General features: G+C 40.9%; 9 protein-coding genes and 5 pseudogenes. 8 read left to right on the top strand and 6 right to left on the bottom strand.

The window, feature by feature from the left end:
• Together V7K49_RS28210 and V7K49_RS28205 are read right to left on the bottom strand one after the other, a co-directional pair.
• Positions 1 to 197, bottom strand: a pseudogene (locus V7K49_RS28210) (integrase); the annotation flags it as partial.
• A gap of 137 nt (positions 198 to 334) precedes the next feature.
• Entirely contained in the window at positions 335 to 457 is a 123-nt protein-coding gene (locus V7K49_RS28205) for a hypothetical protein (RefSeq protein WP_335208577.1), read from the bottom strand.
• A gap of 298 nt (positions 458 to 755) precedes the next feature.
• Between V7K49_RS28205 and V7K49_RS28200 the strand changes: the two genes are divergently transcribed.
• Positions 756 to 1064 (top strand): hypothetical protein, encoded by a 309-nt coding sequence (locus V7K49_RS28200; RefSeq protein WP_335208576.1) that lies wholly within the window; start codon positions 756 to 758, stop codon positions 1062 to 1064.
• 321 nt (positions 1065 to 1385) lie between these two features.
• Positions 1386 to 1703, top strand: a complete 318-nt coding sequence (locus V7K49_RS28195) for a hypothetical protein (RefSeq protein ID WP_335208575.1) — start codon at positions 1386 to 1388, stop codon at positions 1701 to 1703.
• 251 nt (positions 1704 to 1954) lie between these two features.
• Here the strand turns inward: V7K49_RS28195 and V7K49_RS28190 are convergent, their stop codons facing one another.
• Complete coding sequence (locus V7K49_RS28190; RefSeq protein ID WP_335208574.1) at positions 1955 to 2281, bottom strand: hypothetical protein; 327 nt, start codon at positions 2279 to 2281, stop codon at positions 1955 to 1957.
• A gap of 438 nt (positions 2282 to 2719) precedes the next feature.
• Between V7K49_RS28190 and V7K49_RS28185 the strand changes: the two genes are divergently transcribed.
• Positions 2720 to 3211 carry a hypothetical protein gene (locus tag V7K49_RS28185; RefSeq protein ID WP_335208573.1) on the top strand — a complete coding sequence of 164 codons (492 nt, stop codon included), beginning with the start codon at positions 2720 to 2722 and terminating at the stop codon, positions 3209 to 3211.
• Between the two features lie 488 nt (positions 3212 to 3699).
• A complete protein-coding gene (locus V7K49_RS28180) occupies positions 3700 to 6282 on the top strand; it encodes a PAS domain S-box protein (protein ID WP_335208572.1) in 2583 nt (860 codons plus the stop codon).
• Between the two features lie 92 nt (positions 6283 to 6374).
• Here the strand turns inward: V7K49_RS28180 and V7K49_RS28175 are convergent.
• Positions 6375 to 7088 (bottom strand): annotated as a pseudogene (locus V7K49_RS28175) (response regulator); the annotation flags it as partial.
• A gap of 511 nt (positions 7089 to 7599) precedes the next feature.
• Here V7K49_RS28175 and V7K49_RS28170 point away from each other — a divergent pair.
• The 4 genes and pseudogenes from V7K49_RS28170 (at position 7600) to V7K49_RS28155 (ending at position 13882) form a co-directional block, all read left to right on the top strand.
• Complete coding sequence (locus tag V7K49_RS28170; RefSeq protein ID WP_335208571.1) at positions 7600 to 10935, top strand: EAL domain-containing protein; 3336 nt, start codon at positions 7600 to 7602, stop codon at positions 10933 to 10935.
• Positions 10936 to 11014: 79 nt separating this feature from the next.
• A pseudogene (locus V7K49_RS28165) lies at positions 11015 to 11252 on the top strand (transposase); the annotation flags it as partial.
• A gap of 188 nt (positions 11253 to 11440) precedes the next feature.
• Positions 11441 to 13120 carry a PAS domain-containing sensor histidine kinase gene (locus V7K49_RS28160; RefSeq protein ID WP_335208570.1) on the top strand — a complete coding sequence of 560 codons (1680 nt, stop codon included), beginning with the start codon at positions 11441 to 11443 and terminating at the stop codon, positions 13118 to 13120.
• Positions 13121 to 13261: 141 nt separating this feature from the next.
• A pseudogene (locus tag V7K49_RS28155) lies at positions 13262 to 13882 on the top strand (NACHT C-terminal helical domain 2-containing protein).
• A gap of 173 nt (positions 13883 to 14055) precedes the next feature.
• Here V7K49_RS28155 and V7K49_RS28150 read toward each other — a convergent pair.
• Together V7K49_RS28150 and V7K49_RS28145 are read right to left on the bottom strand one after the other, a co-directional pair.
• Positions 14056 to 15336 (bottom strand): hypothetical protein, encoded by a 1281-nt coding sequence (locus V7K49_RS28150; protein WP_335208566.1) that lies wholly within the window; start codon positions 15334 to 15336, stop codon positions 14056 to 14058.
• Between the two features lie 178 nt (positions 15337 to 15514).
• Positions 15515 to 16234: pseudogene (locus V7K49_RS28145) on the bottom strand (hypothetical protein); the annotation flags it as partial.

Genomic DNA, 16234 nt, shown 5'->3' with positions numbered 1-16234 from the left:
TTGTACCTGAGTGCTGACCAGTCGAGAGTTAAGTAATCTGCTTCATTATTAGTCAGCAGCTGTGCAACCAGATTAAGACTCCGCTTCATCGTCGGCTCAGACCCCGGCGAAAGCGTTGATAGGTAAACTGAAGCTGGGTGTTCCGTCAGGGGTGGCGGAATCCTCAAAATCAATGATGAAGCAGTACTAACAAACATCACTTATCAAAATAGGAGTTCTAGGAAGAGTTATTCTGCAAAATAATATTTTGATAAGTAATCCACAATCGTGCTGACTGAGGACGATTCGCACTCAGTATTTTCCTCTGCGAAAAAAATGAGAATATTTCTCAAACTCAAAAGCCCAGTTGGGATGACTGGGCTTTGAATGATGCGATCGCTTCCCATTTTCTTAGAGGATAAGTAGAGCGATCGCACAAAGCACAGACTACAGTGGACGATGCCCAGTAGCATCGCACCGCTGGGCTTGATTTACATCATCCTACTTTTGTGGCTGATTAGGGGGGAAGTTGACAGAGCCAAGTTTTCAAACTGATACTCAATTCCTAGTCCTCTTAGGTAAAAGCTCATGTCTTTGCAGCCTGATAGCAGGGCAGCAAAGACATGAGCGATCGCGTTGATGTGAAGTACACAGACGACATCCTAGACCTTATGGACGAGGATGACGAAGAAGAAGAATCTTCTGACGAGTAACGTCCAATAGCCCTCAGATTACCCCTCTGGGGGCTATTAATTTCTAATACTATTATTGTAACTATGGTTAAAATTCACGCACCCATTTACCTTCAAATTTACGAGCGCGAGGGAACAAAGTGGTTTTTCCACGGCGGCGATATTTTCCATAACCCTCGTGGCATTTCTACCGATCTAGAATCAACACTTGAAAGAAACGGATTGACCAAAGTCAAGGTTTTGGTTGAATTATTCCGCATAAATGGTGGCAAACCAGGATTGTACTTGGCCAATATTCGAGACAAAAAATATTACTACTGCGGACAGGATTGGAACAGCATAAAAGTGCAACTGCGATCACTCGGCATTGGACGGGAAGATCCGATGGAGTAGCTATAATTTTCCCTTAAAAATCGCAAATTAATTTTGTAAAAGTACCGCGCTTGGGCGTGGAAACTTATGCAACTGTTGGGAGGGCGAAATGCCCTCGGTGCAGGTGGAAGCTGTACTTCGGCTACGCTAAGTAACCATGCAAGCAGCACCGTCGCCTGAATATGGCGACCGATGCCGTAGGCATTGCAAGGATAGACAAGACATCATAGATGACTTAGACATTGATGAACAGGAAGACGAAAACTAACCCGTAGCCTGAAAAGTCCCCCAACTAGCACTTGGGGGCTTCCTTAAAAAATCATAGCTTAAATAAATAAAATTATGACAGTAATTCACCCGATTCAATATCGAATCATTTTGCGTAAAATTACCCTTGAAGAGTCTTATTGGCATTTCATCAAAGGTAGAACCTTTTATAATCCACTGAATTTACCTCAGAACAGCGATATAGAATTCATGTTTGGTACAAGCAAAAAAAAGGTTGCCTTAGAACTTTTTCGGATCAATTGTGGAAAGCCTGGATACTATTTAGCTGATCTGAGCAGCAAAAAATATTATTACTGTGGAGTCGATCCAGAAAGTATTAAGGCAAAACTGCGCGAGCTTGGCATTGGGCGAGATGATCCAATGGAAAATTAGAGCCACAATCAGTGACTATCAATCCGTAAAATACTTAAACAAATTCATCAAGTCAGCTTTAATTACTCCGAGAATGTGGGACGTGGAAGAAAAGCCTCCAACCCTAAAGCATCGATCGGGAAATGTTTCTTGTAGACTATCCCCATGAAGTAGAGATATTTATCCCCCCAATATTTGCAATCGTCACTGTACCAAATCGCCCAGTTAATCAAGCTCAGTTAGAACAAAGAATGTTCAATATTCTTCAAAACTCATGAACTTGATTCAGTCTCAGATACAGCAGTGCCCACAAGGGGTTTGACAACATTTGCCTTCTTTTCAAAGATTTGAATCCCGGCTTCCATTATCTCAAACCCGTTCTCTGTCCGTTGACCAAGCTTACCTGATACAGTCCCCGCCCAGTCTGGAAATTCAGCCACGCTAGTTTCAGCTTTGCGCCAGCTTTTTCCGTTAACTTGCGCTGTGAACACTATTCCATTTTGGTCAGTCAGTGAGATTTCAACTTTTTTATTTTCTACTGGTGTGGCTGTTGGTAATAAGCCACTAAATTTAATTATGACCTCGCTTTTCGCTGACATTACTTAATTCCCAAGAATTCAGATTTTTAATTGATAATTTTTATCATACGTTAGCTGTCATAAAAAGAGTCGGGAGCATTTAATGCTAATCTTGTAGTGCTAACTTTTATCAAAAACTAGCACTACAAGATTTCAGGAGAGTGTCGGTCAACTGACCGCAGCATACATATTTTAGAGTTAGTCATCGCTTGTTCAAACCGGAAAAATAATACCGGATGCTCCCGCGTAGCTCGTCATAGACATCGCTCTCAATGGTTATGAAGGTCAAAGGGAAAAACTCAAAGCCGTTCCCGGCTGGTAAGAATGCTTGAGGATTTTTGTTGATGGACTGACTGAGGACAGCAATCCCAAATAATTTTCCCGTCGAGGGGAAAAATTACGAGCTAACATTCATCTCACGATGCTAAATTTTAATTAATTGTTCGGCGCAGTGACTAAATGTGGGAACTTAATTTAGCAGAACGCGAATTAATTGACATTTACCGTCCAGCGTTAATGGCGCTTGGAGTAGACTTGTACCTTGAAGAGGTACAAGAAGCCTTTGAGGGGTGTACCTCTGGACTTGAGGATTGCTTCCGAAGTGCGATTGTTTATATGCTTTGGCTCCAAAGCAAAGGCAAAGAAATTGTCAGTCCTAATGCCATTTTGATTGAGTCCATGAGAAATCGGTGGACTACGAAATACTGGAAAGATGATTTTATCGAACTGCCACAACTACAATCCCTTGGACAAAGATGGTGGAGGGCAGCCCAAGAACAATGGGGCTATGACGTGCGGAATCGCCTTGTCTCGAATGTGTATTTTGACAACGAACGGGAGTACATTAAGTTCAGCAACGGCAGGACATTGCGAGTAGACACTGCCTACCGATGCGGCTGGAACAGTACTCTAGAATATGCCACCACTGACAATCCTATCCTCAGACAATAATCTGTTACCCATTGCCCGATTTATTTAAATACTCCCAAGGACTTTCGGATTAATTCGCCTTGCTCAAAAATCAAGATGAATTAAAGCGATTATTCATCGAGGGGCTACTTACAAATTGCGATCGCGCACAGTAGAAACATAATAAATGAAGCTGATATTTTTTGGAAACTTAAGTTCATTTAATCGCTGCTTAGATGCACCAACTTTTACTAATCCAGTTGACTCTTTAAATTCTAGCAACGAAATTGTTTTTTATCCGCAGAACAAGACGGGCAAAGAGCAATTCAAGCAGGATTAAAGTAAAAAAAATGGTTTTCAGTACAATTTCTGACTAGGGTCTGGGTGTTAAACGACTATTTGTACGTGTTAAAACAGCAAAACTTCTGGGAATAATGAAGAAGAATTCTGTTTCGATAAATATCAATAAAGCTGACATATGCATAGCTAGTCAGTTTTTGTTTAGCTGAATTTTAGATCCGACTGAGCGTATGAATGATTGTAAATCTCTCAATGACTCCTCCCTGTTTGAATATACGCAACAACAAAACTTCTCGCTGGCTTTTATGTTGCGGATGATCAACAGGATATCTGACCCCATTTTTGTCAAAAACCACCAACATCAGTGGATACTAATTAACGATGCCTTTTGTAATTTCATTGGGTATAGCCGAGAAAAATTAATTGGCAAGTCTGACTATGATTTCTTCCCCAAAGCGGAAGCTGATGTGTTTTGGGAAAAAGATGAACTGGTTTTTAGTACAGGCATAACTGATGAAAATGAAGAATTTTTTACAGATTCCGATGGCGTAACACACTTTATCCTGACCAAAAAATGTTTGTTTGAGGATGAGCTAGGTGCTCATTTCTTAGTTGGGACTATTCGTGATTTAACACAGCAAAAGCGAGTAGAAGCTGAACTAGCGGAAAAAGTATGTTTAGCAAATTTGCATGTAGAAATAAACACTGCTATCACCCAAGGTCAGACACTACAGCCAATTCTCAAGCATTGTACTGATGCTCTAGTCAAGCATCTTAATGCTGCTTTTGCCCGCATTTGGACGCTGAATACTGAAGAAAACGTACTGGAACTACAAGCTAGTTCTGGAATTTACACTCATATTAATGGTTCTCACGCTCGTGTGCCTGTAGGGATGTTCAAAATTGGATTAATTGCCCAAGAACGTAAACCTCACCTGACTAATAAAGTTCTAGATGATCCGCGTGTAAGCAATCAAGAATGGGCAAAGCAGGAAGGCATGGTTGCTTTTGCAGGATATCCCCTAATTTTAGACGGGGATCTGATCGGTGTCATTGCAATGTTTGCCCGTCAAACCCTGACACAATCAGCCCTAGAGGCATTGCAATTAGCTGCAAACGAGATTTCCTTGGGCATCAAGCGTATACAAGTAGAACTTGGCTTAAAGGAAAGTGAGAAAAATTACCGTGACTTGGTTGAGACCTCCCAGAACATGATTTGGTCAGTAGATACCCAAGGATGTTGGACTTATGTGAATGAAGCAGTGAGAAGCATCTATGGGTATGAACCAGCAGAAATGATTGGTCGTCACTGTAGTGAGTTTGAGCCGGTTGAAGAATTTCAGCAACAGCCAAGAATTTTGCCCCGTATATTGGCAGGAGAGTCAGTCTTTGAGTACGAAGCTGTTGTGCTTGCAAAAGATGGCATTAAGCTGAATTTATTATGTAATGCGATGGTGTTGTACGATGAAGTTGGAAATGTTTTAGGTATAACTGGCACAGCTACTAACATTACGGAACTGAAGCGAGCAGAAGCTGCCCTGCACCGTAGTAATGCTGTACTGCAAGCTCAAAAAGAAGCTTCAATCGACGGCATTCTGATTATTGATGAAAATCGTCAGATTGCATCATCTAATCAACATTTCTCCGATTTATGGCAAATTCCTGCGGCAATAATCCAGACTGGTTCGGACTGGCAACTCCTGGAATGTGTCCTAGCCCTAGTGGAAAATCCAGCAGAATTCCTCGCTCAAGTTGAGTATCTCTACCAACATCCAGAGAAAAAAAGCCGTGATGAAATTATGCTCAAGGATGGACGGACGTTTGATCGTTATTCTGCGCCAGTGCGATCGCCTGCTGGAGATTATTACGGCAGAATTTGGTATTTCCAAGATATCACAGAACGCAAACAAGCACTCTCAGACATCCAACAGCAAGCACAAGAACTAGAAACAGCATTATACGAACTACAAAACACCCAAACTCAGTTAATTCAAAGCGAAAAAATGTCCAGCTTAGGACAGTTGGTTGCAGGTATAGCACATGAAATCAATAATCCAGTTAGCTTTATCTATGGCAACCTTCACCCTGCCAAGCAATATATTGAAGATTTAGTTGGACTAATACAACTTTACCAGCAGCACAATTCTAAGCTAGTGCCAGAAATTGAACAGAGAGCAAAAGCGATTGATGTAAATTTCATTCTCGAAGACCTGCCTAAATTGTTGAATTCAATGGAAGTTGGTGCCGAAAGAATTAGAGAAATTGTCCTATCTCTGCGGAAGTTTTCGCGTTTGGATGAATCAGAAATGAAAGCAGTGAATATTCATGATGGGATCGATAGTACGCTGATGATTCTAGAACATCGTCTCAAGGCTGCATCCCATCGTCCAGCAATTGAGTTGATCAAAGAATACGGTGATTTGCCATTAGTAGAGTGCTATGCTGGACAACTAAATCAGGTTTTTATGAATATTATAGCTAATTCTATTGATGCTCTAGAAGAAGCATTTACTAATAACCAAAGAATGAAAAATCTTCAAATTATTCTGAAAACTGAAGTCACAGATGAGCAACAGGTAATGATTTGTATATCTGATAATGGTCTGGGAATTCCAGAAAAATTGCAAAAGTTTTTATTTGACCCATTTTTTACGACTAAAAGTGTAGGTAAAGGTACAGGGTTAGGTTTGTCTATTAGTTACAAAATTATCATTGAGAAACATCAAGGAAAATTAAAATGTATTTCCCCACCAGGTAAAGGGACAGAATTTACAATCATAATTCCTTTGTATCAATCAAGACTCAAAAACTGATTTCTGTCTCAACCAAATTACAAAGAATATATTTTTGTCGTAGTCGTAAGAGTTTAAGACAAAATACTTTTTTTAACTTAGAATGAAATAACAATATCTTCGAGAACGAAGTTTAGATCCAAGTCCTCAATAGCAGTGGTAATTTTGGCTGTTGGGTTTGGATACTCTTGTTCATACAGTAGGAGCAACTCAGTTACTGCTACAATGTATCCTTGCAAGGGTGAAATATTGCTGGAAATAAAGTTGATGGGGTTGTTGATTTCATGGCCAATACCAGCGACTAACTCTCCGAGTGTTGATAGTTTCTCTTGCTGCACCAGCTTGACTTGGGCTTTTTGCAAAGCCTTGGTGCGATCGCTGACTTGTTGTTCCAAAGATTCAGTCAATTGTTTGAGTTGTAAATGCACGCGCACTCTAGAAATGACTTCCTCTTGTGCAAACGGTTTAGGGATATAGTCTACTGCACCAAGGGAAAATCCCTTCGTTTTACTCTCTGTATCCGCTAAGGCAGTGGTGAAAATAATTGGGATATTTTGGGTAACAGGATTAGCTTTGAGGCGACAACAAGTTTCAAATCCGTCAATACCAGGCATTTGTACATCCAGCAAAATTAACTCTGGTTGATTGCGTTCAGCTTGAGCGATCGCACTTTCTCCATCGACTGCAACACGGAAACGAAAACCCTCACTATTGAGCGCTTCACACAGGACAGATAAATTTGTCGGATTATCATCCACAATCAAAATAAATCCGTTATTTTGGAGTTTACTCTTAGAGTGGAAAGAATAGTTGATAAATGTCGCCATCATACTAGGGGTTGTAAGATTTGAAATATATACCCGTGACCCTAGTATTCCCAAACTATCAAGTGGGAAAGCGCGATCGCTATTTTTTTATTGCATTAAGTACTAGCGTCTCCAGAAAAAGACAAGGGTGACAGAAAGAGGAAAGGTACGGGATGTTCAAGTTTCCACACAAAAAGCTACCCCATGTCAGTACCCCATCTTTATCGTCAACTGCAAAGATACGAATCCTACTAATTTAATTATGGCTGGCATAACTACGGATATTTGCTTAGTTTTTCCCGCGCGCAGTACGCTCACGCTACAGTGTTCAAGCGGTGATGGATGCTTCTGGTTCTGATTTGGGCAGATGGTGTTCCCACGATTAGGTTCAGAATTACTTTGTTTCCTTAGACAGTAAGGCATTAATTCTTCTCATCCTTCAAAAATAAGCGAACGTACAGGTATTAGGGACAGACCTACACTCAGTAAATCGCAAATTTTTCCTCAAGAGCGATCGCGGCTGTTGCCCCCAATGTTAGCCATATTATATACACCGCTAGTAATAACGGGTATTCTAAAAATAGCTGCTCAAATTACATCTTGGCAAATGTTTATACATGCAACCATACTCACGCCAGCCGAACTCAAATCGGCGATCATCCGTAACCCACTAGTTGTTACTCCTGATACAGTAGTGATAGACGCGATCCTCCAGATGAGCAGTGTACGTGCTATCTATTCGGCTTCAAGAGCAGTCGATAGCCCATTGGATGATTTTTATATTGAGGCACGCTCAAGTTGCGTGATTGTTATTGAAAATAATCAATTGCTTGGCATTTTTACTGAACGAGATGTAGTGCAGCTCACTGCCCAGAAACGAGTTTTAGAAAACCTGCCCATTCGTGATGTGATCACCCCTTCGGCGATCGCGCTACGCGAGTCTGCTTTCACCGATATTTTTTTTGCGATTAATCTGTTCCAGCAACATCACATGGATCATTTGCCTATTCTTGATGAGTACGATCGCTTGGTTGGGCTGCTGACCAAAGAGAGTTTGCAGCAAATATCAAGTCCAGTAGACCTGTTGCGGTTGCGTTTTGCAGATGAAGTTATGACTACTCAGGTGATTTATGCTAATCCCAATGCTTCAATACTTGAGATCGCCCGCTTGATGGCAATGCATCGAATCAGTTCCGTTGTGATTGTGCAAGAACAGGCAGCTAATCAGCAGGAAACGCTCAAAATTCCCATTGAAATTGTAACTGAGCGAGATATCGTTCAATTTCAGGCTTTAAATTTAGATTTGGAAATCTCTCAGGCACAATCTGTGATCAGTACACCAATCTTCTCAGTTCATCCAAATGATTCGCTGTGGGTTGTGCAGCAAACGATGGAGCAGCAATTGATGCGGCGATTGGTAGTGACGGGTTTCCAGGGAGAGTTGCTAGGCATGATTACACAAAGCAGCCTTTTACACGCACTCAACCCGCTAAAGTTATACAAGTTAGCCGAGGTTTTAAAACAGAAAGTATTGCGGCTAGAAGCGGAGAAATTAGAACTCCTAGAAAATCGCCCAATGGAATTGGAACAAAAATTGCAGGAGCGAACATCTGTACTGAAGGCGAAAGCAGAGCAGGAACACCTCATTGCAACCATCGCCTCTCAAATTCGATCATCCTTAAATTTACAAGATATCCTTAATACCACAGTTGAAAAACTACAGGTTTTCTTGGGTTGCGATCGCGTTGCTATTTGGCAGCAACAACCCGATTTGCAGATGCTAGCTGTTGCTGAATCGACCTCCGGTAAAATCAGATCTCAACTCGGTCTACAGGTTTACGATCCCTGTTTTGCAGCAGATTGGTCAGATGCCTATCTACAAGGACGGGTTCGAGTTGTATCCGATATTTATGCAACAGAAATGACGGACTGCCATCAAGCACTTCTAAAACAATTGCAGACTCGTGCAAAAGTTCTAATTCCAATTATTCATGGCAATACCTTGTGGGGACTGCTAGAGACAACACAAAGCCATGCTCCCCGGCAGTGGCAACCCGAAGAAGTGGCGCTTTTGCAACAGCTTGCCACTCAACTGGCGATCGCCATTCAACAAGCTACTGCATACCAGCAGTCACAAACCGAATTAATTGAGCGCAGGCAAACGGAAGCCCGACTGCGAGAGAGTGAACAGCGCTATGCGACACTCGCTGCTGCTGCCCCTGTTGGAATTTTCCGTACCGATGTTGAAGGCAACTGTATTTACGTTAACCAACGCTGGTGTACTATTGCTGGACTCACGCCAGAAGAAGCGTCGGGTAGAGGCTGGATGAAAGGATTACACCCTGATGATCGAGACAACATCACCGAACAGTGGTATCGTGCAACACAAGAAAATCGCTCCTTTATTTTAGAATATCGGTTTCAGCGACCTGATGGCACTGTGAGTTGGGTATTTGGTCAAGGAGTAGCAGAACGCAATGCCGAAAACATAGTCACAGGATATGTAGGTACAATCACAGATATTAGCGACATCAAACAAGCTTATGAACTGATTATTTATAATGCTTTACACGATCCATTAACGGATTTGCCAAATCGAATACTGTTAAGAGAACGGCTTGAACTGGCTATTAACCGAGCAAAGCGGATCAAAAACTACTGTTATGCCGTCTTGTTTCTAGACCTAGATCGGTTCAAAGTGATCAATGACAGTCTGGGACACTTGGTTGGAGATCAAGTTCTCAAAACTATTGCTCAAAAGCTAAAAACTCATTTGCGGGACATTGATTTAGTCGCTCGACTGGGTGGTGATGAATTCGTGATTCTGTTAGAGGATATTCCTAGCACTCAAAAAGTTATTCAAATTGCTAAAGCTATTTTAGAGGATTGTCAAACTCCGTTAACAGTCAATGGATATGAAATGTTTACCAGTTTCAGTATCGGCATTGTTCTCGGAACCAAGGATTATCATCAGGCTGACGATTTAATTCGATATGCTGACATTGCGATGTATCGAGCTAAGGCACAAAGCAGGAATTCCTATAAGTTTTTTGATGCAGCCATGCATACTCAAGCGTTGAATCGACTTCAGCTAGAGACGGATATCCGAAAGGCTTTCAAACAAGAAGAGTTTATCGTATACTATCAGCCTATTGTTGACATCCTTGAGAATCAGCTAGTTGGATTTGAGGCATTAGTTCGCTGGCAACACCCGACTCAGGGGCTTGTTTGTCCCGAGTATTTTATCCCTGTTGCAGAAGAAATTGGCTTAATTGTGTCGCTTGATAATTGGATATTTTACACAGCCTGTCAACAACTAGCAACCTGGAAAAGGAAGTTTAAGAATCGCTTTCCACTCAAAATCAGTATTAACCTCTCTACTCAAGACCTTCGCAAAGCCAGTTTAATTGAAGATATTGAGCGAATACTGACCCAAACTGGTTTAGAAGGCGACTCGATCTGCTTAGAAATTACTGAGAGTATGTTAATCGAGGATATCAGTCAGACAATTGATTTGTTAACCCAACTAAAGGCAAGAAAAATTCAGATCAGCATTGATGACTTTGGAACTGGGTATTCATCACTTAATTATCTTCATTGTTTACCGGCTGATAATTTGAAGATAGATCGCTCTTTTGTGACTCAAATGCAGGCAGGAAACCGTAACTATCAGATTGTAAGTAGTATCATCACCTTGAGTAAACAACTGAAATTAACTGTTGTGGCAGAAGGGATCGAGACACAACAACAACTTCAGTGGCTACAGCAACTTGGATGTGAATTAGGTCAGGGCTACCTATTTTCTGAACCCCTTACTGCTCATGAAGTTGAGATCCGTTTTCTCAAAGGAAGTTCTGAACACTATTAAAGTTAATTCTGTTTTGGGAAAAGGAACATAATTTTTAATTTATATTTCCATTACTGATAGCGGGACTTAAACAAAAGTTAATCCAATCTACTATCAATTTAAAACAGGATGCCAATGGAATATACAACAGGCGAGACTTTCCACCAAGCTCAATGGTATACAACTACTACAGAAAATGGTAGCACAACGGGATATGGGAAAAATTAAACCATACACTGCGTGGTCAATTAGGTAAATCAACACTAACCTTTGTACGTTCGCGTAGCGTGCCGGAGGCAATCGCCGCAGATAGCAAGTCGGTAGAAACGACTGAAAAAAGTCAGACATGGTGATTAAACTTCTAAAAACTTAAATGTTAATTCTTTAGCACTTAAGGGAATACTAATTAAAGTTGTGTAAGGCTGACTCTTTTCCTTTAATAGGAACAAAAAAAGAGTATTTAGAATGCACAATAGTCAAAAATTTGTGTATGCCCTTTATTTATAAATTTTGGTAGTAAATTAATATGGTAAATTTAGTAGATGAGCAAGCCCAAGAAGCTTTATTTCAGCTAGCAGCAATTGTGGAGTCCTCTGAAGATGCCATTATCAGTAAAACCTTAGATGGAGTAATTGTTAGCTGGAATTATGGGGCAGAAAGACTGTTCGGTTATAAAGCCCAAGAAGCGATCGGTCAACGTGTGACAATGCTTCTTCCTAGCGATCGGATCAACGAAGAAGCCCAAATCATTCAGAAAATGAAACTTGGAGAACGAGTTGAACACTTCGAGACTGTGCGTCAACGCAAAGATGGAACACTGATTGATATCTCGCTAACAATTTCTCCAATTAAAGATACAACAGGCAGAGTCATCGGTGTCTCCAAAATTGCTCGTGATATCAGTACTACTAGACAAGTTGAAAAAGCTTTGTTTCACCTTGCGGCAATTGTAGAGTCCTCTGAAGATGCTATTATCAGCAAAACCTTGAATGGAGTAATTCTTAGCTGGAATTATGGGGCAGAAAGACTGTTCGGTTATAAAGCCCAAGAAGCGATCGGTCAAAGTGTGACAATGCTTCTTCCTAGCGATCGGATCAACGAAGAAGCCCAAATTATTCAGAAAATGAAACTTGGAGAACGAGTTGAACACTTTGAGACCGTGCGTCAACGCAAAGATGGAACACTGATTGATATCTCACTAACAATTTCTCCAATTAAAGATACAACAGGCAGAGTCATCGGTGTCTCCAAAATTGCTCGTGATATCAGTACTTCTAAACAAGTTGAAAGAGCTTTGCGAGAGTCAGAAGCCCTATTGCAGCAGAAAGCAACTGAACTAGAAATCACCTTACTTGAATTGAAGCGAACGCAAATTCAACTAATACAAAATGAGAAAATGTCTAGTTTGGGGCAGTTAGTCGCTGGGGTAGCGCATGAAATTAATAACCCAGTGAACTTTATCTATGCCAACCTCGAGCCTGCCAATGACTATACTCTAGACCTATTAAGACTGCTGCGGTTGTATCAAAAATATTATCCCAGCCCATTACCAGAAATCCAGGAGGAAGGAAAGGAAATCGACCTAGATTTCCTAGTAGAAGATTTACCCAAGTTATTTTCCTCAATGCAAGTTGGAGCAGTCCGGATTCAAACGATTGTGCGATCTTTACGGAACTTCTCCCGTATGGACGAAGCTGAGATAAAACAAGTCAACATTCATGAGGGCATTGATAGTACGTTGATACTTTTGCAGCATCGCCTCACAGGCAAGTCTAACTGGGAAATTAAATTGGTTAAGAATTATGGCAACCTGCCGTTGGTTGAGTGCAAACCTTCTCAATTGAACCAGGTGTTTATGAACATCATTTGCAATGCAATCGATGCCCTGGAAGAACGAGACCAACAGCGCACGTTTGAGGAAATTGAGCAACAGCCGAGTCAAATTCTGATTTCTACTCAAATGCTTGATTCACATCTGGTACAAATTCGGATTGCAGATAACGGTCAAGGTATCCCAAAAATTGTTCAAGAACAATTGTTTAACCCATTTTTTACCACTAAGTCAGTTGGCAAAGGGACTGGATTGGGGTTGTCGATCAGCTATCAGATTGTGACTAAGAAGCATAATGGCTCATTGCGATGCCATTCCATACCTGGTCATCAAACCGAGTTTGTGATTGAGATCCCGATTCAACAGACTGTCTAAACAATATTTCCGAAATGTTACGTATCTAATCTTACTTTTATAACAATACTCCGGACAATTTTGAGTTGAGGGAATCGACAAGAAAGCTATCGAACCATTAAGGTGCTGATTAGAACAAACAAGCACCGGATCGATAGCTGTATGGAAATTGTACAAAGCTTACTGACAAAAATGGGGATTTTCCGCAAACCTCAGCAGGCATTTGAACAGTTAGTTAGTCAGTCAGTCAATCAGATCACAGACAAACGTTGGCGAGAAATCTTCTTGCTAACTGTGGGGATATTAGAGGAAGCTGATGACCTGTTGCAGTTGATGAAGCAGAGGATTGATAAGCTTTTAGCAGGCGATGAAAAACTACAGGAATTCCTTACCTTGATTAATGAAAAATCATGTTCTGTAGAAACCCCTTATAAACCTGTTGCTGTCCGAGCCTTCTACCTCTCCCTCTCCCTCGAATTAAAGCGATCGCTACAACAACTCAAAGACCAACTGCCCGACCCAAGTGCTGATGAGAAAAAATCATTTAAGAATTGGTGGCAAAAAAATGGTCAAGCGTGGGCTAAAGAACTCAGAAGCGTGATGATTAAGCATCGCAATATTGGACACCACTGGCAATTCAACGACGATCAGAAACAACTGTTAAAGTAGTATTATGACGTTAATAAGTTGCTAGTTGATTGTCTGAACAGCGAGTGTTACGTCAGCCGTTCAGTTCGCCAGGAAATTGAAGATACATTGCTGTTGCCAGAAAATCGAAACTAACCCCTTGTAAGCAATTGTCTTTTAATTTAAAAATATTAGAAGATATTGCCCTTTAATGGACTAGATCCGAGCAACGCTTTAGGAGAGTTGACCTCTACTTTGTCTGGAGAGATTCTGACTGAGCAAGTTAACTCATAGATTAAAGAATCTCTGTGCATTCACGCCGGAGAGTGTCAAGCCTGCTTGATGCTCATAGTCTCCAAAATTAAATCTAAAGCACTACGAATTTCAGTCCGCATCATTTTAGTTTTTGCTTTAATCGCTACGCAATTTTTCTCGATATTAGTTGAATGGCTATTAAATTGAGCCAGATAATCTAAAGACCCTTGAATACGTTGCAATTGAGATTCTACAGATGTATGGTCAAATTCGGCATTGAAACTTTTTTGAGAGGCTAATTGCTGGTTAATAATTAAAAACTGGATGGCAACAGTGAGCGTTTCGTGTGTAGTCGCTACCCATAATCCTTGATCGCAGCTTCCTTGTCCCCAGTAACCAATTTCTTGAGCTAATCCCTCACGACTGTGGCTTAAGAAGATTCCAGCAGTAGCTTTACGTTTGATCATTGCTCTGGTTAATTGATCAGAAATCCTCTTTCGTCCCCAACTTGCAGAGTCTCGATTTCTGACCTCAATTATAATCGACATTTCTATAGCTGCTATCGAGTTGGCAGTGAACTTGAGGAGAATATCGCCTGCTTGCTTGTCATTTCCCACATGGGTAATTTCAGCCCCATATAATTTCGCCCACGATTGTAATTCCACTACAACGGCTTCTTCATAACTCACTCCTTTAGCAATAGTTTGCTCCAGCACCGACTCTACCAATTCTTTTTCTCTAATCTGCTGGGCTAATTTCTCGACTTCCTTCGCTAATGGTTTTACGGCTTCATTCACTACCGCCTTAACTGTCGCAGCTAAAACACCGTCTTTTGTTGTGACATCTGCGATCGCTGCTGAAAATATATTTTGCAGAGAGTCCGACCTTTTATTATCCAGCAAGTTTTCAATTTTCTGTACAGCACTGCCAAAAACTGAGTTTTGCTGAGACGGGTCAAATTTCTGATTGAGAAAATCACTTACAGCTTTTATTTGTGCGTTCATTACTGCTGTAGTCAGGTTTATTTGACCTTGCAGAGGAGCTAGGAGTTGACCATTCTCTATACCAATTTGATTAGCTAATTGTGCGGAAATGGTATTTGGTATCTCATTCACAGCTTGATATAATTCATTTAATAAAACATTAAATTGTTGTTTGACAAATTCGGTGTCACTCCGATTTTCAATTCTTTTAAGACAGAAAAAGCCAATTTCAAATGCGTTAATGCAAACAGCTTCATAATCATATTCAGGGATTGGCTGTAAATAATCAACTGCATCAAAAAGCCTGATTTCTAAATTGCGGATAATAATGCAGTCGTCTCTTAGTTCTATTTTTGGTAAATTTCTTGTCATTGTTACTCCAGATTTTTTAAATACTACTTCAACTGTTGTTACTACCTTATGAAAGCGTTCCCAGGTGGGTTCCCAGTCGTGACCAACCCAGGCGTTCCCACGTTCCCATAAGGCTTACAAGCTTTGGGAACGACTGGGAACAGTTATCCTCCAGGCTGGGAACTTCCTTGGGAACACTTTAGTTTTTATCAGCCAAGACGTATCCTGTAGCCTCGTCTCCTGATATTGTTCCTGACTCCGTTAAGAACTTAAGTGCATTCCTAAGTTGTGGTCTGCCAGGGTTATTCATATTCCAATCCCTCTGCCATGATTTCTGCTTTCTTATCGCCTCAAATGAAACTGGTGGTTGACCTTTCATGACAATTTCAACAACTCTATTTAAGAAAGTACTGTCAATCTCTTCAGTCTCTACATCGAGAATTTCCAACTTCAGCAGTGACTCTAACTGTTCAACTGTGTCAGCCAGATTATTTGTGGATGGAGTTAGTATTGACGTGTCTTTCAACGCCGGATTGGTTTCAATTAATTCCGGGAAATATTTGAGGAGAGTTCTAGCGGGGTCTGGTTGTCCGGTAGCAGGATTAATTTCCGTTTTCAGCCATTCCGGTATAGTCCCAATATCACCATCCGGAAGTGCTTTTTCAAAACTCTCAGGGTCAGCCAAGAAATATTTACCAGTAGCGACAGAAATTGATTTTAGAGGAGATAGTTTTTTACTGCTAGCCTCACATCCCACAAATGTTGCACCAGTTTTAAAGGTGTCTCCAAACCCAGCAGTATTTTTTGTCCCTACCCATGAAGTAAGGTTTTTACCGTGCAACACAATAAATATTTGAGCGCCTTTTTTATTTGCACGAGTAAATAAAAATCTGATAATCCATTGCTTTTGGTCATCAGT

The organism is Nostoc sp., assembly GCF_036919675.1.
Taxonomy (GTDB): Bacteria; Cyanobacteriota; Cyanobacteriia; order Cyanobacteriales; family Nostocaceae; genus Nostoc.
The sequence above is the reverse complement of the archived record's forward strand: the minus strand, read 5'-3'. Positions and strand labels throughout refer to the sequence as shown.

Excerpts from the sequence above, each read along its gene's own strand:
- V7K49_RS28190 (WP_335208574.1), bottom strand. The coding sequence starts at position 2,281 with ATGTCAGCGAAAAGCGAGGTCATAATTAAATTTAGTGGCTTATTACCA.
- V7K49_RS28195 (WP_335208575.1), top strand. The coding sequence starts at position 1,386 with ATGACAGTAATTCACCCGATTCAATATCGAATCATTTTGCGTAAAATT.
- V7K49_RS28170 (WP_335208571.1), top strand. The coding sequence starts at position 7,600 with ATGTTAGCCATATTATATACACCGCTAGTAATAACGGGTATTCTAAAA.
- V7K49_RS28160 (WP_335208570.1), top strand. The coding sequence starts at position 11,441 with ATGGTAAATTTAGTAGATGAGCAAGCCCAAGAAGCTTTATTTCAGCTA.
- V7K49_RS28150 (WP_335208566.1), bottom strand. The coding sequence starts at position 15,336 with ATGACAAGAAATTTACCAAAAATAGAACTAAGAGACGACTGCATTATT.
- V7K49_RS28180 (WP_335208572.1), top strand. The coding sequence starts at position 3,700 with ATGAATGATTGTAAATCTCTCAATGACTCCTCCCTGTTTGAATATACG.
- V7K49_RS28185 (WP_335208573.1), top strand. The coding sequence starts at position 2,720 with ATGTGGGAACTTAATTTAGCAGAACGCGAATTAATTGACATTTACCGT.
- V7K49_RS28200 (WP_335208576.1), top strand. The coding sequence starts at position 756 with ATGGTTAAAATTCACGCACCCATTTACCTTCAAATTTACGAGCGCGAG.